Raw genomic sequence first — 21,467 nt, 5'->3', positions numbered from 1 at the left:
AGCAAAAATAAAAATCACACAAACATCAATTCTATTTATATTTGATATAGATCAAATAAAACTATGCTTAACTTAGATTACTGGTTAGAATGCGCTCGTTTTTTTGCCATTTTAGGAAGTAGTCAAGATGTCACACAATGAAGATTTTAAAGATGCTAGTTCAAAACGTCATTTAGCAACAGCGATTGTTGCATTACTTGCAATGCCGTTATTACCTATGTTGATGGGTTGGTTTACTATTTTAAACTAAGCTATTTGTAAGCTAAGCAATTTTATAAGTTTAGCAAGATTAATAGTTTAAAATACTATTGAAGTAGTTGGTGAGTGCATTAAATATTTTTTAATATTTAATGGCTAATTAAATAGCGGCTACTTCAATCTTATTCCATTCTTTTCAATGGTTAGCTTTCCTTTTTTCATTAAATTGCCCACTGTCGCTTTAAACGTCTTTTTACTTACGCCTAATGTCTTTTGGATCAGCTCTGGTGAGCTTTTATCATGTAACGGACTAAAGCCATTATTTTTAGCTAGATGAGCTAATAACTGCTCAGCAAAGTCGTTAACTTTATTTTTACTACCACGGGTGAGAATCAGATCTAGGCGACCATCTTCACGAACTTGTTTAATATAACCATCAACTTTTTTACCAATACGTAATGGTTGAAAAATTTCATTGTCGTACAATAAGCCCCAGTGCAAATCGTTAACTATCGCTTTAAAACCTAAGTCAGTTTTGCCACCTATAACTAATTTTACTTTATCACCTTGCTGATATTCAGCTGGCCAAATATCGATAAATTTATCAAGCTTGCTCGAAGCAACAATACGATCTGTGTGTTGGTCAAGAAAAATGCGTACCAAGTAGTACTTACCTTCTTCCATTTTTGTGTGTTGTTGGTTGTAGGGCACTAATAAATCTTTTGGTAAGCCCCAATCTAAAAAAGCGCCCATTTTATTTACTTGCGCCACTTTTAATGACACAAACTCACCCACTTGCCCAAGCGATTTTTCGGTTGTGGCGATAATACGATCGGCAGAATCTAAATAAACAAAAACCTCGACACAACTACCGACTTGGCAATCACTTTTTAAGTAACGGTTTGGCAATAAAATTTCACCTAATTCACCACCATCAAGGTAAACACCATTGTCTGCAACAGCAACCACAGTAAGTGTATTGTATTTGCCAATTTCTGCTTGAGTGTTTGCAGAGTGTTTTTGTGAGTTTGTCATGTAGGACGCCATATTTAGGGGGATAATTCAGCGGCTAGTTTACCTGATTTAGCTATTTATCACTAGAGGCGGTACTGTGAAACTGCTCAGCAGCTATCTTGGTCGCAATATATTCGTTGTGTCGTAAATGCAACAAGTCGGCTATTTTTCGAATGATATGCTCTTCAATACTGGCTAGCTCTCCATCAGCATAAGCAACTTGCCATAACAAGGTGACTATTTTAATGCGTTCATCAAGTGAGTAATATTGATTAAGCTTTGAAGTAAATTGATAAAAATCATTGGCATTTTCACTTAATTCAAAGGCTTGTTTTAAAATATCTTCCACTTCTTGCGATGATAAATCAAAGTGTTCAGCTAAAATAGCGCTTAGCTCATCTTGTTCTTTGCTAGTGAATATACTGTCAGCACGCATCACTTCGCATAGTAATACAGCACATGCAATTTCAATTGAAAGAGCATCATCTTGTTCTGCATTTTCAGTGGCTAACAAGGTGTTAAAAAAGCGGTTAATTTTATTGAGCATACAACCTCCTAGTAATAGAAAATAAGTGGTTAATTTGACAACTTTATTTTGTGAAAAACAAAAATATTGGCGAAATAGGCTGATTCCACACTATCAGTGCCAGTGTATGACAATTAAAAATAAAAAGCAGTCTTTTAAATGTTTCGTTATAACTGTTTGATTTTATTGTTTATAATGTTTGAATATTAAGTTTTTTGCTTGTTTTTTACAAATAGGCGCACAAATTGAAATACACGGTTACAACTTTGTAATAGTTTGCAGCGGGGAATTCTATATCATTTACCCTATAAAATATGCTGACTATACATAGTGATAAGTTAGCTATATTCTAAAAATTAAATATGCACATTTGAATTCAAGAGGAATAAAACTGTGGCTAGTAAAAAACAAATCATAATCCCTATTGCCATTCTTGCAGCAGGAGTTGCTGCTTTAATTGGTTTTTCAAGCATGAAAAAACCACCAGAAGAAAAAGAAAAAGTTGATACAACTCCAATAGTGGCTGTTAAAGATATTGTTGTTGCTCCGATGACATTACATGTTGACTCTTATGGGGTAATTAAACCTAAATATGAAACCACACTAGTTGCACAAGTTAGCGGTGAAATAGTGGAGTTAGACGAGGTTTTTGTTCGAGGTGGCTTGGTTAAAAAAGATCAATTGCTAGCTCGTATTGATCCTAATGATTACCATGCAGCACTAATTGATGCTCAGGCTAGTATGGCATCAGCCAAAGCAGCGTTAGAGCAAGAAGTGGCTCACGGTAAAGTTGCCGAGCAAGAATGGAAAAAAATAACCGATAGTTCACCTACTGAACTAAGTTTACGTAAACCACAATTAGCACAAGAGCTCGCACGCGTAAAAGCTGCGCAAGCTGCTGTTTTAAGAGCTGAACGTAATTTACAACGTACTGAAATTAGAGCGCCTTATGATGCTATGATCGAGAGTAGAATGATCGGCTTAGGCTCTTTTGTGGGTACTGGAACACAGATTGGTAAATTATTAAGTACCTCGGTAGCAGAAGTACGTTTACCTGTTGCCGATAATCAATTGCAGTATTTAGTGGATCAAGGCGAGTTCGCCAAGGTTAACTTAAAAGGCGTATTTGCTGGCGTTGAAGTTGAATGGCAAGCGAATATAGCTCGCAGTGAAGGGGTTATTGATGATAAAAGCCGTATGAGCTATTTAGTGGCTGAAATTCAAGACCCTTATCAAATCATTTCAAAAAACAATCATGCCCCTTTAAGATTTGGCGCTTATGTTAAAGCTGAAATAATCGGCCAGTCAGTAGCGTCGGCAAGTGTTGTTCCACGCTATTTAGTCGTTAATGATACGGTGGCTTTATTAGATAGTGATTCGAAACTTCATTACGCACCGATTGAGGTGATTCGCGAACAAGGTAAGAATGTGATAGTTGCTAAAGGCTTACTTGATGGCGATCAGTTAATTATCTCAGCATTAGATTACCCTGTTGATGGCATGAAGCTCGCTTTAGCAGATAGCATTAAAGATGAAGTGTTAGAGAGCGAAGAAGAGCTTAAAGGCGCTAAAGATACGCAAGTGGCTAGCAATGACAATGAAGGAGAGTAAGCATGAGTACTCTTCAAGAAAGTAGCAGCAACAAAGATAAGGCAGTTGATGCGAGTATTGATACCAACAAAGGCTTGATTGCTTGGTTTGCGCGTAACTCTATTGCCGCAAACTTACTGATGGTTTTTATTTTGTTAGGCGGTTTTTTAACAATAAAAACTATTGATAAACAAATGTTTCCACAAGTGAAAATTAATTGGATTTCTTATGCCGCGCCTTATCCTGGGGCTGCTCCTCAAGAAGTGGAAGAAGGTATCACAATTAAAATTGAAGAAGCGTTGAAGTCAGTACAAGGGCTTAAACGCGTTATTACCTACTCAAATCGAGGTTATTCAAACGGTTGGTTTGAGGTTGAGTTAGATTATGATCCGCAAGTGGTATTAGAGGAAGTAAAATCTGCAATTGACTCCATTCCGAGCTTTCCTGATGGTATGGAGCGTATCAAAATTGAACGTGAAAAATTTACTCAAGAAGTCATGTATATCAGCTTATATGGTGATTTGACTAACGTTGAATTGAAAGAGTTAGGTAGAAAAGTTCATCATGAAATTCAGCAGTTACCTAGAATTAATGTCTCTGAATTATACAGTGGCTTAGGTTACGAGATTTCGGTTGAAGTCAGTAAAGATAAACTTAGAGAGTACGGCTTAAGCTTTAGAGAAGTAGCCAATGCGGTACGTAGTTCTTCTCGTAACATGTCAGCAGGGCAAATTCGTGCTGAAAATGGCTATATTAATTTACGTGTTGAAAACCAAGCATATCGCGGCCACGAGTTTGAACTTATTCCACTTATCACCTTAGAAGATGGTACAAAAATATTATTAGGTGATGTAGCAACTATTGTTGATGGCTTTGAAGAAGGTCTTCAATATTCGAAATTTAATGGTAAAAACTCAGTAACGTTATTTGTTGGCGCAGCTGATAATCAAAGCATCACCGATGTTGCTAATATCATTGATAATTATGTTGATAAGAAAGCTGAAATTTTACCTTCAGGCGTTAAGTTAGAAGTATGGGTTGATATGACTTATTACCTTGAAGGTCGCTTAAACATGATGTTAGACAACATGAAGAGTGGTGCTATTTTAGTTTTCATTATGTTGGCACTCTTTTTACGTGTTCGTTTAGCGTTTTGGGTAATGATGGGCTTACCAGTTTGTTTCCTAGGTACTTTGTTAATTATGCCCATGGAGTTTGTTGACGTTACGATTAACGTTATCAGCTTATTCGCCTTTATATTGGTATTAGGTATTGTGGTTGATGATGCCATTGTTATGGGGGAAAGCGCTCATGATGAAATAGAAGAACACGGTCATACTACTGATAACGTTATTCGTGGTATTAAACGTGTCGCTATGCCGGCCACTTTCGGGGTATTAACCACTATCGCAGTATTTGTGCCCTTTTTATTCGGTGAAGGCCCTTCATCAGCATTTGGTAAAGCGATTGGTGCTGTTGTGGTTTTATGTTTGATATTTTCTTTAATCGAGTCAAAGCTCATCTTGCCAGCGCATTTAGTGAAGATGAAAATTAAGGAATTTAACCCCAAAAACCCAATTGATAGAGTTCGTCGCTGGGTTGATGTGAATTTGAAGAAATATATTGAAAACGTTTATCGTCCAGCTTTAGCTCGTTGTCTTGAGTATCGTTATGCTGTACTCATGTTTTTTATCAGCTTAATGTTAGTTAGTGCAGGCTTGTATGGCGGCGGTTTTGTCCGCTTTATTGGTCAGCCTAAAATACCGCACGATTTTCCACGTATAACTGTCGATATGAATATTGATGCTTCTGAAACGGCAACCTTAGATACACTACTTAATATAGAACGTATTGTTTATAAAGTGGATGAGGATATTCAAGCACAATATGGGTCAACCATGATTGCTGATATGCAGGTAGACTTGCGAAACCGCACCAGTGGTAGCGTTATGGTTAAACTTGTTATTCCAGAAGAAAGAGTCATTAATACCTTTGAGTTAGCCGAGTTATGGCGTCAAGCTATTCCTAATTATCCCGGCGTTAAATCGCTTAATATCAGTGATAACCTCTTTGGTGGTGGTCGTGATGATGGTGATGTAGCCTTTAGGTTAGAAAGTACTAATGATGCTCAGCTATTAGCTGCAGCGAAAGAGCTAAAAATTAAGCTTAATTCACTTAAAGGTGTAGGCGATGTTAACGATTCTCGTCAAACTAGTGCAAAAGAAGTCCAGCTCGACTTAAAACCACTAGCCCATAGTTTGGATTTAACTTTAGCTGAGATTGCATCACAAGTAAGTTATAGCTTTTACGGATTAGAAGCACAGCGAATTCTACGTGATAGTGAAGAAATTAAAGTGATGGTGCGTTATCCATTAGAGCAGCGCAGTAGTGTCGGTCATGTTAAAGATGTTTTGATTCAAGCACCTAATGGTGCAGAGTTGCCTTTATCACAGTTGGCTAATATCACCTTAACAGATGGTGTAACCCGTATTCGTCGTGAAAATGGTAACCGAACAGTCAATGTTTGGGCGAGTGTCGATGCAGAGCAAGTTGAGCCGTTTGAAATCGCGAAAGATATTCGTGATAACTATATGCCTGAGTTATTGAGACAATTTCCTAGCGTGAAAAGTGAGCTATCGGGTAGTATTCAAGAGGAAATGGACAGCGTTGATGATCAACTTAGAGACTTTGTTATTTCATTAATGGTTATCTTCTCATTATTAGCCATACCATTAAAATCTTATTCTCAAGCCGTGATGATCATGATTGTAATCCCTTTTGGTATTATTGGTGCTGTAATGGGGCACTTTATACTTGGCATGGATTTAAGTGCCTTATCTGTTATGGGCATATTAGCCGCATCAGGGGTGGTAGTGAATGATTCACTGGTGATGGTAGATTATGTTAATAAGGCTAGAAAACGAGGTGAACGTCTTAAAGATGCAGTAATACATGCAGGAACTAAACGTTTTCGAGCTATATTACTGACGTCATTGACAACGTTTATTGGCTTGGTTCCGATTATCTTTTTTGAAAAAAGTGCTCAAGCGCAAATCGTTATTCCAATGGCAGTATCATTATCGTTTGGGGTATTATTCGCGACTATTGTAACCTTAGTGTTTATTCCAAGTTTATATATGATTATTGAAGATTTACGTGGCTTATTTAAACGAAAAAAGAAAACACCGCAACGTATTGATGCGGTTAAAGAGCCGCAAGAGCTGCCATCAAGTTAGTGCTTTGTTTCGCTGAACTCAAAACCACCGTCTAACCGGTGGTTTTTTTATGCCTTTAGCACTAACCTTTATTTATGAACCTGAAAATATAAGAATTGATATTTTAATGATCAAGCTGTTAAGTAAACGCTGTTTTCACTTATTAGACTGCCAGAACTTAAGTCGCAAGTATTTAAGCTGCAATTATTTGGGTTGGCTAGCTCTGCTGAGTTACTTTTTCCATATCAATATAGCCAATGCTGATAATACCCTAAGTCAATTTAGGCACTGGCAAGAAGTTGCTATGGTTGAAAGGCTAACTGATTCAAACAAATTAACTCACTCGGGCATTAGAGCATATAACGTAGACAGCCATCGTTTGCGAACTTTGTTATTGAGTGAAGGTGAAAATTTCGTTATTTCTGTTCCTTTACCTAACGGTGAGTTAGTTGATTTTACCTTAACGCCTAACAGTATTATGGCTGCTGAGCTTATGCAGGATTATCCTGATATTAAAACATTTGTCGGTGTAGCGGTTAATAATGCCAACAACCGTGGTCGATTTGATATCACCCCTAACGGTTTTCATGGCATGTTTTATTATCAAGGTGAGTTAGTTTTTGTTGAACCGAAAACCTCGCTAATCAGTAAAGTAACTCATCCTGCTAAAGTTGCAAAGCAGGAGAGCAATATTAAGCCAACTCGGTTAGTGCGAAGTTTTTCTGAGCAAGAAAGTTACCAAAGTTACTGGGGAAAAGAGGGGACTTTAGTTAATAGAGAGCAATTTCAATTTAAATCGCCAAAGCAGAATTTACGTAACCCTTCGCTTCGAAATCGTCACAATAGTAATCTCATAAAATCTCAGCAGACAATCGCGGCTAAAAGTGAACCAAGCCAAAGTAGTATTAAAACCTTCCGACTAGCCATATCGGCGGCGGCAGAATATACAGAGTTTAATGGCGGTAATGTTGATAGCGCCATGGCAGAAATTGTCACTTTAATTAATCGAATTAATGAAGTTTTTCAGCGAGATTTAGCGATAAAGTTGGAGTTGGTGGCTGATAATAATTTACTTATTTTTACTGACGCCAATACTGACCCTTTTGAAAATAACAGTAATGATGGTGATGTGAATACCCAAGTCATCAATGACATTATTGGCAGTGACAGTTATGACATAGGTCATGTGGTAGGTACAGGTGGTGGAGGTTTAGCGGTTTTAGAATCCGTTTGTCATGATCAATATAAAGGGGATGGGGTGACAGGCTCAGAGATACCAAATAATGATGCTTTTTATATTGATTATGTTGCCCATGAAATTGGACATCAATTTGGCGCTTCCCACTCTTTTAATGGTAGTGCGGGATCCTGTGCCGGCAATCGCTATTCGGCATCAGCCTATGAAGTGGGGAGTGGTTCAACGATTATGAGTTATGCCGGAATTTGCGGTAGTCAAAATTTACAAGATCACTCAGATGCATTTTTTCATAGTCGCTCAATTGATGAAGTGAATGAATTTATCACACAAGGTGGTGGTCAACATTGTGGGGTTGTCACGGGAGAAAACAATAATACAGCGATTGTTGATGCTGGCGCAGATTATACCATCCCTGCAAACACGCCCTTTATGTTAACGGGGAGTGCTACCGATGTAGATAGCAACAACCTTACCTATAGTTGGCAGCAATTTGATTTAGGTCCCGCTAGTGGTTCTCGCTCAGAGCAAGTTGATGACGGTTCAAGACCATTATTTCGAGCTTGGGAGCCTGTTAGTCATGGAACAAGAGTTTTCCCTAGACTTGAGAGTATTCTAACCGATACCGCTGTTATCGGCGAAGTGCTACCGACAACCAATAGAGCAATGAATTTTCGATTATTGGTACGTGATGGAGAAGGTGGTGTTAGTTTTGATGCTAATGAAATAACCGTTGTTGATACAGGTGAGGCTTTTACTATTAATAGCCCTTTAAGCGATGCCGTTTGGTCTAATAACAGTGAGCAGGTAAGTTGGCAGGTGGCAGATACAGATCACAATCCAATTAATTGTGTATCGGTGGATATATTGTTATCAAGTGATGGTGGAAATAACTTTTCACGTACCTTAGCCAGTAATATTACTAATAACGGTGCTGGAGAGGTTTCTTTAAATGACTATTGTTCTAGTGACATTAATACTCAATTAGCAAGAGTGAAAGTGAGCTGTTCTGACAATATCTTTTTCGCTATTAATAGTGGTAATTTTACTATTAATAAACCGACTACCGCGGAAGAAATTGCTATTGTTGAGCAACAAACTTTATCGATAAATCAAGGTGAAAGCTTAACCATCACATCAAGTATGTTTACTTATGACTGTGAAATGCCAACGTCTTTTACACTCGATAGTGGCGATAATTATGTTGTTTCAGGTAATACCGTGACACCAAACAGTGATTTTTCAGGTGAGCTTTCTGTTGGCATAACTAGCCATAAAGGCACGTTAAGTAGTGAAGTGTTTATTGTGTCTATTAATGTCGAAGCAGGTGTTAGCGAGCCTTCGGATGTTTCAGAGGTATCTAACAAGTCGAGTTCTTCAGGGAGTGTATTTTGGTTGTTGTTTTTGAGCTTGGTTATTTTGCTCAAAACTATAAAAATGCCTGTCACTAGGAGCAGATCAAAGTAACAGGCATTTTAGTACAGTGTTTTATTAAGACTTAATTTCGGTAGCTAACCGTGAATAAGTATTGAGCAGGTTGACCAACATAGTGATTATTAGTGACATAGTCTCTGTCAAAAATGTTGTTCACTTTTAGGCCAAGAGTCCAGTCTGAGGCTAGCTGATAGGTAGCACTCGCATTGACAATTGTATGGCTAGGTAAAGTCACCGTACCTGGCCATTGGCTATCTTCACGCTCCCCTTGATAGTTGACACTGGCAAGTAAACTGAAACTTTCCCATGTTTGGCTAATTTGATAACTACCACTTTGCTTAGCGCGGCGAATTAATGGCTCATCAGTTACTTTATCTTTAGCGTCTAAATAGTTCAGCTGTACTCTATGGTTTAAACCGAGTAACTCGGTAGATAGAGTCAGTTCTACACCATCAATTTCAGCTTCATTAACATTAACTGGATGATAAGCGTAGTTTTCATCCGGTTGCCATTCAATTAAGTTATCAATCTTAGTGTTATAAATACTTAATTCAGTATCAATACCCACAACACTGGTTTTTAATAATAGCTCTATGCTATCAGAAGTTTCAGCTTTTAGGTCTGGATTACCGTACGACCAACCATCATTCGGGTAATAAAGGTCGTTAAAACTAGGTGCTTTAAAACCGCTGCCAATATTTAAACTAACTAGAGAACTTCCAGCAAAACGAAAGCCAGCACTGAGGTTATAGGTAACTTCGCTATCAATACCTTCAACATCATCAAAACGAAGTGCACCGTCTAAAATTAATGAGTCATTATCATAAGCTAAACGAGTAAATGCAGAGTGAATGTCACGTTCATCAACCGTATAAGCTGTTTGGGTATCAACTTTTTCATTGATAAGCTCAACACCAACACTAGAGTTTAATTGCTCAGTAAACTGATAGCTTGCTAACCAAGAGCCTTGTAAACGGTCTGTTTCAAACGTGCTGCTATTCGCTTCACTAATACCATTACCAAAGGTGGTGCTGGAATTTTTTTGCTGGCCTACAAATAACTGCTGATACCAATCGCCATTAGTTTGATTCGCTGATAGTTGCCATTGCAAGGCATCAAATGAACTTTCGTTTGCACCGCCAAAAGCACTATCATACTCAGTCTCACCTTGGTTATATTTAGCTAACCAATTAATTTGCCATTGCTTGCTCAGTTGTTGCTGGCCAATCACAGATAGATTCTCACGACTGTAACCGTCATCATCATCTTCAGCTAAATCGTAAACATCATAACCGTCACTTGATTTCGTTGAGGCAGTAAAGGTGGTTGAACCGTCACCATGACCAATAGCGCCACTAATACTTGCTTGCTGCTGCTTTTGGTTGCCTAACCCTGCATCTATAGCGATTTCACCTGCGCCTAATTGGCGGGTAAATATTTGAATAACGCCACCAATAGCGTCCGAGCCCCATAGCGCAGCACGAGGGCCTTTAATTACTTCTATACGTTCTATTTGTTCAACGCTGAGATTGGCAAAAGCTACTTGCCCTAGTGTTGCTGAGCTGATGCGTTGTCCATCAATAACCACTAACGTGTGACCAGCGTTTGTACCTCGACTAAATAATGACGTTGTTTGACCCGCACCACCCGTTTGGGATATTTGTAAGCCATTCACTTCGTTTAATAGCTCAGCCACTGAGCTAGCAGGTGATATGTCGATATCAGCACGCGTAATTACACTGACACTGCTAAGAAGGTCTGCTTGGTTTTGTGGTGTGCGGTTAGCGGTAACGACTATGGTTTCTAATTCGTCTACACTGTCTTGTGCGGTGTTTGCGAAGGCTAAGCCTGATGTAAAAGTACTCGTTATGGTTAAAGCTAAAAGTGTTTTTTTCATGTTGTCCTCAACTATAAGCACCCACCGTACTTACAATAATTAATTTGATTTTAGGCCGGTCTCCGGACTGAAAGTGCATTTAGAATGTTGCACTTATTACCGTTGCGGGGGCAGTATAGGGGTTATACCTAGTTGGTATGCACCTATTTCCCGTTTCACTGATATATCTTGATTTCAAGGATCAGCACCTAAAATGTTTATATGCTTTATTTTCTTTTAAGGGAATTTAAAGCGCGTTATTGTTTTGCAGCCACTCTCTTATATCATCTATGTCTGCGCACAAATTTTGTAATTCCTTGAGGCTGCGCACTGTCATACGGTGCATGGCATCAGCATCAGGTTGAATAATTTTGTTATGTTTAACCGCGGGAATACTTGGCCAGTCTTGCCAGTTAAAACCTTGCTTATCGGTTTGATTTTCAGAAAGCGGTTGAATAATGACTTGTATTGGCGTTTGCAGTACCTTTTCTATATTTATTTGTGGATAAGGCGTTATAACTTGCTCAAAAGGATTTTCAACACCACATATAGATAAAAACTGCTGTGGCCAACTTCCTTTAGCGACTGTTGTTAACGGTCTAGACCATAACTCATAGAAGCCGATTAGGTTAGTTTTACCTTGATATTGCAGGGTTATGTCATTGAGTTTAGCTAAAAACTCTTGGGTAACTTTTTCAGCTTGTGCTTTATGACCTGTTAACTCGCCAAACAGGCGCATTTCTTTAGCAACATCGGCAAACGAGTGCGGTTGTGAATAAACAATATTAAAACCGAGTTGTTGCAAGCGGGCTAGATCATCACTTGGGTTACCGCTTTTCCAAGCAATAATTATATCTGGCTGTAAAGCGATAACTTTCTCGATTTGTAAGCGTAGATAATTACCGACAACAGGGATGCTTTTAGCTTGCACTGGATAGTCTGCAAAAGCAGTAGTGCCGATAATTTGTTTGCCAGCACCAATATCAAACAGCATTTCTACTATATGTGGTGAAAGGGCGATAATACTAGGTTTCGCCTTCGCCTCGGAATCGGTGTTTGCTGTGCTAGTAAAGTTAATAGTTAACAGTGCTAGCGTTATCAGATATTGCGTTATTTTAGTCATATTTGCACTCTTACAAGCTGTAATTTCCGTCTAGACGTTATTCACTTGTTATTGATTTGCTACCAGTCAATGCCTTTCTGAGCTTTTAAGCCATTGTCGAACGCATGCTTGATTGATTGCACTTCACTCACTGTGTCTGCTAGTTCGATAATTTCTCGATGGCATGCTCGCCCAGTAATGATAACATGCTGATTTTTAGGTCTATTTTTTAATGCCGTGATAAGTTCATCTAACTCAATGTATTTATAGGCAATCATGTAAGTCATTTCATCGAGTAATACTACATCGATGCTTTCATCCGCCAGTAAGGCTTTATTTCGTTGCCACACTTGTTGAGCAGCTTGGGTATCTTTTTCTTTATCTTGCGTATTCCAAGTAAAGCCTGTGGCCATAACATCAAAGCTAACACCAGCATTTTCAAGTAATTGGCGTTCACCACATGCCCATGTTCCTTTAATATATTGGACAACGGCAGCTGTTAAACCATGACCAACAGCTCGGGCAATAGTCCCAAATCCTGAGGTAGATTTACCCTTGCCGTTACCGGTAATAACAATCAGTAAGCCGCGCTCTTCTTGAGCATTGTTAATGCGTTGATCGACTTTCTCTTTTACTGATTGCATACGTTTTTTATGCTGTGCGTTTTTTTTATCTGTCATAGTTTTACACTTTGCGTTTAGAAATTAGGATACCTTTAGTTGAGCCTCTTACTACGGATCATTATAAAGATGAAGAAAACACTACCGAGTGCTGAAGTTATAATACCAATAGGAATTTCAGCGTCGTTTAAAGCTGTACGGGCGATTATATCAACCCAAATTAGAAAAGAGCCGCCAATAAGTGCGCTACCTAGCACTAGTTTTAGTGTGGTAACGCCAATCAAATGCCTAACAATATGGGGGATCATTAAGCCGACAAAGCCTATTCCACCGCAATAAGCAACAATGGTTGCGGTGATAGCAGCACAAATCCCCAGCATTAATAGTCTTAATTTATCTACATCCACGCCTAGACTTGCGGCACTTTCGTCACCAAGAAGTAAAGCATCAATATGTCGATGCAAAGCGATGATGGTAATAGTGACAACTAATAACATGCTGGCAATGATATAAAAGTTACTCATTTCTACTCGGGCAAGACTTCCCATTAACCAAAAGATGACTCTGTTGGTGGCAAAGGGTTCGCCAAAATACAATATAAACTGAGTAACAGCGGCTAACATAAAAGATACAGCCACACCTGCAAGGAGTAACTGCTCTGTTCGTTTTAAGATATTGGCGATGAAGACGACTATGGTTATCGCAAATAATGCGCCTAAAAATGCTGCAAGAGGAAGGGCAATACTGAGCTCGTCAGTTAATACTAAGTTCGCAATAGTCGCGCCTAAACCGGCACCAGATACGATACCAAACAAGTAAGGGTCTGCTAAGGGATTACGTGTAGTGTTTTGTAAAATAGCACCGGCGATGGCGAGCCCCATACCTGCCACCAGAGCCACTAATACGCGGGGCGTTCTGACTTGCCAAATAACCATTTCACTAATTTGATTATGACAATTACCAAGCAAGCAGTTGAAAACTTCATTATAGGTAAAATTCGCTGGCCCAAAATTCAAGCCAGCAAGTAAAGAAATAAACACAAAAATGCTCAGTATTGCTATTTTTATTGTTAGTTTATTCATTACTGTCACCTACGGTTATTTCTGCTGATACGTCTTTTTGCTGCGGCAGAGAAAAATAGACTCTAGGCCTTTCGGTTATGGGGTCTTGTTCTAGAGTACAAGGCAGTTTAAATACTTGCTGTAGCTGAGTTTCGTTAAGCACTTCTTGTGGGCTACCATCACAAATCAATTGACCTTTATCGAGTAATAACAACCGTTGGCAAAATTGGCTGGCGAGGTTGAGATCGTGCACTGTCATGATGACGGTAATATTGAGTTGTGTTACCAGTTGTAATATTTGATGTTGGTAATAAACATCAAGATGGTTTGTTGGCTCATCAAGAATGAGAATTTGTGCTTTCTGCACTAAAGCACGTGCAATGAGCACTCGTTGCTGTTCGCCGCCTGATAGCTGACTGAAGACTTTATTGCCTTCATCAGCCAAACCGACTTTTTTCAAGGCTACCTTTACTTGTGCTTTGTCATGATCACTATCGATAGCGAATAAGCTTTGATGAGGCAATAAGCCCATTTTTACAATGTCTATAACAGTGAGTGAAAAAATAGGCTCAGATTTTTGCGCGACAAGGGCAAAGTATTGTGCCAGTTGTTTAGCACTATAGTGCTGTAGCGTTTTATTTTTTAGGCGGATACTGCCAGAGATTTTTGAATGAGCATTGTGCTTCACTTGATTGGTTATACAACGCAATAAACTGGTTTTTCCTGCGCCGTTTGGACCGATTATGCCAATCACCTCGCCTTGACTAACGTCAAAGGAAATATCTTTTAAAATATTTTTGTGATTCACCAACCAATTAAGTTGGTTTACTTGTAGTTGTGTTGACATAAAAGTTTGGTGTTTTCCCGCACGCAATGCATTGAGTTGTATAGTGTAGTAACTAGGTATCTGACTTATCGTTTACCATTTTAAGGTGACGACTCACAGTTGCGGGTACAGTTGAGGATTTCGTCAACTGCTAGTTTGCAATTGAAGGCACCCCATTCCCTAGAACGAGAAGAAGTTTACCTTGTCTTATGGTTAGCTGCAAGCTTTAGATGTTTAGATGGCTAAATAAGTGTAGTAACACACGACAAGTAAAAATTTTTCGGTTTCATGGTGAAAATTTGATGCGGGACAAATTGTAGAATAGTGATATTCAACTACACTTAATGAGTCAACAATAGTATTAACGATTGGAGTTATAAAATGAAAGGTAATCAAAAAGTTATTGATAGCTTAAATGGCTTATTAAAAAATGAGTTAGCAGCAATTGACCAGTATTTTACCCACTCACGTATGTATGACGATTGGGGATTAGACAAGCTCTATCAGCAGCTTGATCATGAGATGCAGGAAGAAATTACCCATGCTGACGCCCTTATTAAGCGGATTTTATTTTTAGAAGGAACCCCAAATTTAACTGACCGACGAGACCTGATTATTGGCGAAGACGTGCCGTCTATGTTGAAAAATGATCTTATTTTGGAAATGGAAGTTGTGGCAGCGTTAAAAGCAACTATTACATTATGTGAAGCTGAGCAGGACTTTCAAAGTCGGGAAATGCTTACCAAGCTATTAGAAGATACTGAAGAAGATCATGTTTATTGGCTTGAAAAACAAATTGGGCTAATTGATAAGATTGGGCTCAATAATTATATTCAGTCACAAATGGGTAGCCAACCAGCGGGTTAAGCATAGCGAGGAGTATTGTCATGAAAGGTGATAAAAATATTATCGCATTACTAAATAAAGCATTGGCTGTAGAGTTAGTGGCGATCAATCAATATTTTCTCCATGCCAGAATGTATAAAAACTGGGGAATAGATAAATTAAATAAAGCTGACTATAAGATCTCAATTGAAAAAATGAAGCAAGCGGATGACTTAATTGAGCGGATACTTTTTTTAGAAGGTTTACCAAACCTACAGGATTTAGGCCGTTTGTATATTGGTGAAAATGCGCCAGAAATGTTACAAGCAAATTTAGATTTAGAATTGAACTCTAGAGCGGTATTACAAGAAGTTATAGCGGCTTGTGAGCTAGCGCAAGACTATATTAGTCGAGATTGTGCTGAAGATTTACTTGAGAATGTTGAAGAGCAAATTGACTGGATTGAAGCACAGCAGTACTTAATTGATAATGCCGGATTAGAAAATTATATACAATCGATGATGTCTTAACGTTTAGTTGGATTAGTCAGTTAAGTTTAATAGCTATGTTTAATTATGTTTAATAGAGAAGTTTAATAGAGAATTTAATAGAGAAGTTAGCCTAGTTGAAAATGAGATAGTTAAGGAAATAACTCTACTTTTTTGAAGGGTAAGGGGAGTAGTTTATTTTTAATCTAGTCCATTAACTTTGTCTTTGAATTAATCGCACACAAAAATATGCCAGCAATGAACCTATTGCTGGCATTAATTTTATGCGTAAAAAAAAGGATTCTTCTTAGAGAATTATTTGTAGTAGCTCATATCTGATCTTACATTTTCGATGGATAAGTTAGTATTTCATTTGACAGGCCGCTATGAGCGAGCAACGGAAGTTGGAATGAGTTGCCTGACGGTCTGCTTCAAGCTCATTGCCGCCTGTGAATATTCGATTGTTGAACATTAACTTTATGCCTATAAAGAGTAGAAGTTAGTTCAGGGTTTCAATTTCACTCTGTATACTTTTTTGAAAGGCGTTAATTAGTTTTTGAGATTCATTTATTAATCCTAATTCAACTTCAGCCATAACTTTAGGTAACAAAATATACTTGTAAAAATCAGGTTTAGTGCAAATTTCTTCTATCGGTTGATTTAAAGTCAAAGTTAAATCAGTCCCCCTCATACCAATATACGGGCTTTTTAATAAATGAAAATCTGTCAATAGTTGGGTATTGGCAGAACTGTGATTAATTAAGGTGCCAATATTACTTTTATATGATCTTAATTGCTTACGAAACGCACTAGTTAATAATGGGGAATGTTGCTCTAAATCATCAACACTCAACCGAGCACTCTCTCCCATAGAGCTATAGCTAGCAAGAGAAGTAAGGAGCATATTAAATTCATCACTTTTTCTACAGGATTTTGTTATTTTCAATAGTGTGTTTGAATCGATAATCAATTTTTCTAGAAAAATCGGTAAAGCCTCAGATTCAGTTATTATTTCTTGTGTTTCGATTAACAAGATTGTTAGTTTTTCTTTCAGTAATGCCTTCTCTTTTTGAACAGTCGAATAATTTGTTACTTGTAGACCAATGAATATACCTAAAACTACTATTAGAAAATCTAAGGTAACCGCAAGCCAGCTTTGTTCTTTTAGGTGTTGAGAAAGTCTGCGAAGAAACATTATATCCAACTTGATTTTTTTATAAGAATTAATAGGATAGTAGAATCAATAAAGCTGTGCAACTTTAAACAATAGTCTTTCTATTTGTTGATATTAACGCTAATGGCAGCACTGTAAGAGCCATATTTTTAAATATTGCTATGACCGCTTTTGTGGCACAACAGACCATCAAGGCTAACTTTAAGGGATTATATTCACTTACGCTGTTGGCACTAATTAGCCATTCATTGTCAGATTTGATTCTGCTCGAGAAATCAAATTTGGCAGTTCAAGTTAAGACTTATTCAAATTATTACCAAATTTCAGCGCTAGTTTTAAGCTCACTGCTGACTGTTCTATCTTCAGTTACTTGTATGACAACAAGGCATCATGCTATTGTTTCTTCAGGATTTTTATCTCTTTTGGTTGTTTAAAGTAAATTGCATTGTTAATTTATTTACTTTGCAGACACTTATCTTATTTATAAAATGGATTTTAAAATGAAAAAAATAATCAAACTTAGCCAAGTTATTGCTATCTCATTTTTCGTATCATCTTGTGGTGGGGGCGAGAGTTCAAAAGATAAATCCCCATCCTCGACTTGGAAGCGACCTAATGATTCAGAATGTAAGCAGCTTAATTCTACTAATTTATCTGCTAGTGATGCGAATTTGAATAATCAGCAACTGATAGATGTCCAATCTGTATTAGAATCTGTAAGTCCAACTTATGCTAATCAAGTTTTTTTAACTTACCCTGAAGATTATATGAATTGGGTTAATATTGAAGGAGGCTCACTTAGTTTAGCACTTCATGAGGTTCACCATAAAATCTCGCTCCGTTCTCCTTGGTGTTCAGTAACTCAATTCAATCAATATTTTTATAATGGCCAATTCTATATTACATCTCTATATGGTAGTGAGACTGTAAGCTACAGCATTGTAGAAGAAACACTTCCTGAAAATCTAAAAGCTAGGGGTAGGTATGCTGCTTATATAGAAATGTCAAAAACGGTTAATGGGAATAGATTTACAACGCTATTAGATGAGTTATCTGCTTATATAGGTGACGGTCATTTTCAGTTAGATTTTATTGAGTCAGGCTTTGATAAACATCATTTGAGTTATGAGGCCTTTTATACATTTCAAGTTGACGGTATTGTCGATATGATGCTCTATTTACAATACTACTTAAAATCAGCGCGTATTAATTATAGTGATACTTACAAGGCAATCAATGAAGAAGCAACCATTGCAGTAATTAGCTTTTTCTGGAATGAAGCAGAAAGAGCACTTATCAGAGCTTACCCTTATTATGAAGAAGAAATGAACAGTCATGGTCAATCTAACTTTTTCCAATCTCATGGGGATTATATTTCAGCTTTGGAAATATTAAAGGCGGTATATTCAGATGAAGCCCTAATTGAGCTTGATGAACTTGGTATAGAACACCGAAATTATGATGACTGGAATAGCAGCTATTTGCTATTTGATAACATGTAATAAGTTAGCTGTTTAAGTGTTTACGGTCACTTAATGGTATTTTTAAAACATGGAAAGCAATTAGGTGAATGACCGTAAAGGCTTATTGCTATCTTGATAAGATGCTTAATTCATCCGTTTATTTAAAGCTCAACTTTTGAAGAGGTAAATGCTGGTGCTGACTAAACTATATTGGCAATATTAAGCAATTTTAGGCTCTGCTTCAGCAATTTGCATGAGTCTGTTGTTTAAGACTTTTTTGCTACATTGGCAACATTTACCACATTGTGAGCCAATTTTTAATTCACCACTCAGTTGTTTCATGGTGTGGGCGCCGTTGTCTACTGCGGCTTCAATTTGTGTGTTAGTTACACCGTGACAAATACATACGTACATAAGCAAAACAGAAAATGATATTAACGAATACGCATTATACTAATGCAAATGAGAGTGGTTATCAATATCAATTCTATTAAAGCTTTGTTTAGGATCAAAAAAAGCAGCCGAAGCTGCTTTTTTATTTAATCATTTAATTATTGTTTTTGTATCATTTACCAGATTTTTACTCGTTTTTCTGGTGCAATATACATAGCGTCGCCTTTTTTAACATCGAATGCATCATAGAATTCATTCATGTTAGAAAGTGAGCCAAGTGCACGGAACTCGCCCGGTGAGTGAGGGTCTGTCGCTACACGGTTACGCATAGATTTTTCAACAATTTTCGAACGCCAAATTTGTGCATACCCCATGAAGAATCGCTGATCACCTGTTAAGCCATCAATAACTGGCGCTTCTTTACCTTTGAGCGACGCTTTATAGGCTTTATAAGCGATTGTTACACCAGATAAATCGCCAATATTTTCACCTAAAGTTAATTCACCGTTTACGTGTAAGTCATCAAAGACTTTATAGTTAGCATATTGCTCAACAAGTATTTTAGTGCGATTTTTAAATTCAGCTAAATCTTGCTCTGTCCACCAGTTACGAAGATTACCTTCGGCATCATATTTACTTCCTTGGTCATCAAAACCATGGCCCATTTCGTGACCTATAACAGCGCCAATACCACCATAGTTTACGGCATCATCCGCTTTCATATTAAAAAATGGTGGTTGTAATATTGCTGCAGGGAATACAATTTCGTTTGCAGGAGGGTTGTAGTAGGCATTAACCGTTTGCGGTGTCATATGCCATTCCCATTTGCGGATTGGGCCGCCAAGTTTAGCGATTTCTTTTTCGGCAGACACTTTACGTGAACGAATAATATTACCGACAATGTCATCAGACTTGATGGTTAAGCTTGAGTAATCTTCCCACTTATCAGGGTAACCAATTTTAGGTGTGAACGCGGCAAGCTTAACATGTGCTGCTTTTTTGGTGTCTTTTGACATCCAAGTGAGTTCATCAATACTTGAGCCATAGGCGTTGCGTAAATTTTCAACTAACTCACTCATGCGTGATTTAGCAGCAGGTGTGAAGTGTCGAGCTACATATACTTTACCAATGACTTCACCTAAGTTGGAATTAACAACACTCACTCCACGTTTCCACTGTGGTCTTTGCTCTTTTCTGCCACTTAATTGCTTAGAAAAGAAGTCAAAATTTTCATTATCAATTTCGGCTGTTAAATAACTTGAAAAAGCACTTAAAGTGTTAAAAGTTAGGTATTGTTTCCATACATCAATGGATGTTTCATCAAAAACCTTACCAAATCCTTCTATGAAGTCAGGTTGGTTGATAATGATATCTTTTTGACTAGCAACATTTTCAGCGGCTAAGAATGCTTGCCAGTTAAATTTGTCTGTTAATTTGTTCAACTCTGATGTAGCAAATTTATTATAACGTTTCTCACTGTCACGACTTTGTACTCGGGTCCAGTGATGTTTTGCAAGGCTAGTTTCTAATACCATGATATTTTTAGCCGCTTCAGCTCCTTGGCCTAGGCCGGCTAAGTTATACATATTTTCAATATGCTTAACATAACCTTCACGTAAACTAACAAAACGCTCTGCTTCATTGAAGTAGTAGTCTCTGTCAGGCAAGTTAAGTCCGTTTTGCCAAATATGAATGGCATAACTAGTAGACGCTTTTGCATCAATGCTAATGTACAAGGCTAACGGGTTATTTATACCTACGGTTGAGTATGTACCGAAAAATTTTGCTAAATCGTCTTTATTTTTTATATTAGCTATGACATCTAAAATAGGTTGTACTGGTGTGGTACCGGCATTGTTACGGCGTTCGTTGTCCATATATGAGCGGTAAATATCAGCAACTTTTTGCTCATCTGAGCCCATGGTTAAATTTTCAGTAGCGGCAAGCTCTTCGATAATAGTTTTTACATCTTTATCTGCTTGATCACGTAAGTCGTAAAATGAACCTATGGCAGTTTTATCACCTGGGATTTCATGACTGTTCATCCACCCACCATTAACATAGCGGTAAAAGTTATCTTGTGGGCGAATAGAGTTATCTATATTGGCTTGCTCAATACCTGAGGCTAATGTGGTCTTTTGTGGTGCTTCAACATTACTTTGTGCTTTTGCACTGTTATTGTCGCTATTGCTACAACCGCTTAATAGCAGTAAGGAAGAGCAAACAGCGCTTGTTATGATCGCTTTCATTATATAATTCCATGTTGTTGTATTATTTATCGTGAGTACTTTCATCAAGGTATAAATAATATAGCTAGTTAAATTATTTATTACGGCAAGAAAAGCACCATTTCTCGATACTACGGGGAATCCAATAAAAATTCTAGCCGATGAAACATCTGTTTACATTTGTAGTTGAGAGTAATAATTTGTAGGTGGTAAGTACGTGATTTTTGCTAACATTGCTT

At 37.7% G+C, this 21,467-nt stretch carries 17 protein-coding genes and 2 riboswitches; of the genes, 7 read left to right on the top strand and 10 right to left on the bottom strand.

Translation table 11 applies throughout. The features are described 5' to 3' along the window. Positions 1 to 127: 127 nt before the first annotated feature. The gene (locus tag AC27GZ_RS11975; RefSeq protein WP_487095361.1) at positions 128 to 250 is read left to right on the top strand and encodes a hypothetical protein; all 123 of its coding nucleotides are present in this window, start codon (positions 128 to 130) and stop codon (positions 248 to 250) included. Positions 251 to 369: 119 nt separating this feature from the next. Here AC27GZ_RS11975 and AC27GZ_RS11970 read toward each other — a convergent pair whose 3' ends face one another. Further along, a complete protein-coding gene (locus AC27GZ_RS11970; protein WP_487095359.1) occupies positions 370 to 1,233 on the bottom strand; it encodes a CvfB family protein in 864 nt (287 codons plus the stop codon). A gap of 52 nt (positions 1,234 to 1,285) precedes the next feature. Continuing rightward, positions 1,286 to 1,759, bottom strand: coding sequence for a tellurite resistance TerB family protein (locus AC27GZ_RS11965; protein ID WP_487095357.1), 474 nt, complete (start codon positions 1,757 to 1,759; stop codon positions 1,286 to 1,288). A 372-nt stretch (positions 1,760 to 2,131) separates the two neighbouring features. Between AC27GZ_RS11965 and AC27GZ_RS11960 the strand changes: the two genes are divergently transcribed. The 3 genes from AC27GZ_RS11960 to AC27GZ_RS11950 are packed head-to-tail and all read left to right on the top strand — an operon-like array spanning position 2,132 to position 9,205. Then, positions 2,132 to 3,349 carry an efflux RND transporter periplasmic adaptor subunit gene (locus AC27GZ_RS11960; RefSeq protein WP_487095355.1) on the top strand — a complete coding sequence of 406 codons (1,218 nt, stop codon included), beginning with the start codon at positions 2,132 to 2,134 and terminating at the stop codon, positions 3,347 to 3,349. A gap of 2 nt (positions 3,350 to 3,351) precedes the next feature. Then, a complete protein-coding gene (locus AC27GZ_RS11955) occupies positions 3,352 to 6,564 on the top strand; it encodes an efflux RND transporter permease subunit (protein WP_487095353.1) in 3,213 nt (1,070 codons plus the stop codon). Between the two features lie 49 nt (positions 6,565 to 6,613). Continuing rightward, the gene (locus tag AC27GZ_RS11950; RefSeq protein WP_487095351.1) at positions 6,614 to 9,205 is read left to right on the top strand and encodes a reprolysin-like metallopeptidase; all 2,592 of its coding nucleotides are present in this window, start codon (positions 6,614 to 6,616) and stop codon (positions 9,203 to 9,205) included. A 31-nt stretch (positions 9,206 to 9,236) separates the two neighbouring features. On the opposite strand, the gene AC27GZ_RS11945 is transcribed toward AC27GZ_RS11950, so the two are convergent. The 5 genes from AC27GZ_RS11945 to AC27GZ_RS11925 form a co-directional block, all read right to left on the bottom strand. Then, entirely contained in the window at positions 9,237 to 11,069 is a 1,833-nt protein-coding gene (locus AC27GZ_RS11945; RefSeq protein WP_487095349.1) for a TonB-dependent receptor domain-containing protein, read from the bottom strand. Between the two features lie 36 nt (positions 11,070 to 11,105). Further along, positions 11,106 to 11,276: riboswitch (cobalamin riboswitch) on the bottom strand. A gap of 19 nt (positions 11,277 to 11,295) precedes the next feature. Beyond that, positions 11,296 to 12,171, bottom strand: a complete 876-nt coding sequence (locus tag AC27GZ_RS11940; protein WP_487095347.1) for a cobalamin-binding protein — start codon at positions 12,169 to 12,171, stop codon at positions 11,296 to 11,298. A 59-nt stretch (positions 12,172 to 12,230) separates the two neighbouring features. Beyond that, positions 12,231 to 12,830, bottom strand: coding sequence for a cob(I)yrinic acid a,c-diamide adenosyltransferase (gene cobO / locus AC27GZ_RS11935; RefSeq protein WP_487095345.1), 600 nt, complete (start codon positions 12,828 to 12,830; stop codon positions 12,231 to 12,233). Between the two features lie 35 nt (positions 12,831 to 12,865). Further along, positions 12,866 to 13,852 (bottom strand): FecCD family ABC transporter permease, encoded by a 987-nt coding sequence (locus AC27GZ_RS11930; RefSeq protein ID WP_487095343.1) that lies wholly within the window; start codon positions 13,850 to 13,852, stop codon positions 12,866 to 12,868. Beyond that, positions 13,845 to 14,678, bottom strand: coding sequence for an ABC transporter ATP-binding protein (locus AC27GZ_RS11925; RefSeq protein WP_487095341.1), 834 nt, complete (start codon positions 14,676 to 14,678; stop codon positions 13,845 to 13,847). Before AC27GZ_RS11925 ends, AC27GZ_RS11930 begins: the two co-directional genes overlap by 8 nt. A 34-nt stretch (positions 14,679 to 14,712) precedes the next feature. After that, positions 14,713 to 14,893: riboswitch (cobalamin riboswitch) on the bottom strand. A 145-nt stretch (positions 14,894 to 15,038) separates the two neighbouring features. Here AC27GZ_RS11925 and bfr (AC27GZ_RS11920) point away from each other — a divergent pair. Together bfr (AC27GZ_RS11920) and bfr (AC27GZ_RS11915) are read left to right on the top strand one after the other, a co-directional pair. Then, the gene (bfr, locus tag AC27GZ_RS11920; protein WP_487095339.1) at positions 15,039 to 15,524 is read left to right on the top strand and encodes a bacterioferritin; all 486 of its coding nucleotides are present in this window, start codon (positions 15,039 to 15,041) and stop codon (positions 15,522 to 15,524) included. Between the two features lie 20 nt (positions 15,525 to 15,544). Then, a complete protein-coding gene (gene bfr, locus AC27GZ_RS11915; protein ID WP_487095337.1) occupies positions 15,545 to 16,012 on the top strand; it encodes a bacterioferritin in 468 nt (155 codons plus the stop codon). 457 nt (positions 16,013 to 16,469) lie between these two features. Here bfr (AC27GZ_RS11915) and AC27GZ_RS11910 read toward each other — a convergent pair whose 3' ends face one another. Beyond that, on the bottom strand, positions 16,470 to 17,165 hold the full coding sequence (locus AC27GZ_RS11910) for a hypothetical protein (protein ID WP_487095335.1): 696 nt from the start codon (positions 17,163 to 17,165) through the stop codon (positions 16,470 to 16,472). A gap of 479 nt (positions 17,166 to 17,644) precedes the next feature. On the opposite strand from AC27GZ_RS11910, the gene AC27GZ_RS11905 reads away from it, so the two are divergent. Then, a complete protein-coding gene (locus AC27GZ_RS11905; protein ID WP_487095333.1) occupies positions 17,645 to 18,646 on the top strand; it encodes a hypothetical protein in 1,002 nt (333 codons plus the stop codon). 180 nt (positions 18,647 to 18,826) lie between these two features. Here the strand turns inward: AC27GZ_RS11905 and AC27GZ_RS11900 are convergent, their stop codons facing one another. Both AC27GZ_RS11900 and AC27GZ_RS11895 read right to left on the bottom strand, forming a co-directional pair. Next, positions 18,827 to 19,021, bottom strand: a complete 195-nt coding sequence (locus AC27GZ_RS11900) for a (2Fe-2S)-binding protein (protein ID WP_487095331.1) — start codon at positions 19,019 to 19,021, stop codon at positions 18,827 to 18,829. A gap of 155 nt (positions 19,022 to 19,176) precedes the next feature. Beyond that, positions 19,177 to 21,249, bottom strand: a complete 2,073-nt coding sequence (locus tag AC27GZ_RS11895) for a M13 family metallopeptidase (protein WP_487095329.1) — start codon at positions 21,247 to 21,249, stop codon at positions 19,177 to 19,179. Between the last annotated feature and the right edge of the window lie 218 nt (positions 21,250 to 21,467).

The organism is Colwellia sp. SU-HH00943, assembly GCF_057546125.1.
This window is presented reverse-complemented; position numbering and strand designations above follow the sequence as displayed.